Below are 1551 nucleotides of genomic sequence, written 5' to 3'. Positions count from 1 at the left end.
TATCAATATTTTTCAAGGTGATAATGAATATGAGATGCTGGACAATGATCCTGACTTTTTTGAAGAAGTACTTATAAAAATTACTTCGACAGCATTGGAAGTAATGATGGAAATCGAAGGTTCAAAAGTTTATCCCTTATCTGATGTTTATCGATGTTGCATAGATAGATACAGGGATGATGGGGAAAAACTTGCTTTATTGCTAAGAAGACTGGTAGAAGCTAATCCTTTTTTTGTTTTAGTTGTTAAAAATATAGATGATGCGTTGCTTCAGAAGCTGATTGAAACAGGAAAAGAATCCCTATCAGGCCTGTTAATCAGTAGACCAGAAATAAGCCGACATTTTGATTCGCAGATTGTTTCTTTTTTCTTTAATAAAGTTAATGCGAGTGATGACTTTAAAACCCGCATCATGAATATTGTTTATGCGTATTTTCCTTGTGATCATTCCTGTCATTTTCCGGAAGAAATAAGGCTGAAGCAAGATGCTATGGTGCTCGCGTATGAGCCTTTTGATGTTGGAGAGCAGCGTATTGTCGATAGACGTTTACGGCCCGATAATGCCAAAGTCATAATAGACTACATTGAACATTTTCAATTTTTTTTAGCTCGTTTTAATGACAAGGAATATCTGGAGAAGTGTTGCACTGACCCGGCAATCCGACAAAGGCTTATTCATGTTCTGGCTAACAGGATCGTTGTAAACAAACGTCGGTTAATGACGGATTGGAAATATTGTGTACCCCGACAATTAATTGATGATGCTCTGGCTTATCTCAATAACCCGGCCCTTTTCTCGGAGCTGGATGTCTCCAGCGCATTGACAGAACCGGTAAATCCTCTCAGATTTCAACAAGCCAATACTCCGGCATTCAAGCTGTTGGTGTCTCTCCACGCCTACGGTTTTCAGTTTGCAGATAAAGACGCCAGTCGTCAGTTGCAATCAGAATTTGACCGTGCAGGTGGCACATACTTTGAAGAGGTTTATCGCGCTCAATATCAACATTCCTTGTCGCTATTTGAAGAAAAGGGAAGCGTCGTGGGTGGCCGTACACTGGCAATATGCAATGGTGAGAGCGTTGATTACTATAAATTCCAGCGACTTGGAGAATCTATAGCCACGCTGGCGCAAGAGGGCATTATGCATCAATTTATTGCCAGGGTGCTTAATAAACGCTTTAAAAGCCAGCTACCCCGTTTTGGTCAGTACCTCATCGTATTGGAAAAGGATCTTCCCGAAAGTATCCAAAGTTTCACTGACCGTTTACAAGTGATCAACAATGCTAATGGTGAAAAAGCCTACCGGGTCTACCACTTCAAAGCGACAAAAAATTACGGTCAATACGCTCATACTCCTGATGGAAGTAGCACCCCTTACGCGATCGCAGAGCGAGGCTTGTTGAACGCCATTCACGACATTGGAGTGCTTAATGGCAACTTTGGCGTTATGCCCACATCAACGATCCCGGCCTTTCATGATACCGGACGTCGTTGGCTGTTCCTTAGCCCGTTGTTGGGTAACTCCAGTTATTTTGCCTTGCCATTACCCGG

Annotated in this window: 1 protein-coding gene; it reads left to right on the top strand. The window is 42.1% G+C overall.

Annotation, left to right across the window (positions count from 1 at the left end; translation table 11 throughout):
• Positions 1-1551: hypothetical protein (locus tag KDK16_RS06005; protein WP_257275162.1), on the top strand; the 1551-nt coding region annotated here is incomplete at both ends.

Source organism: Endozoicomonas sp. SESOKO4, from assembly GCF_024606275.1.
This window is presented reverse-complemented; position numbering and strand designations above follow the sequence as displayed.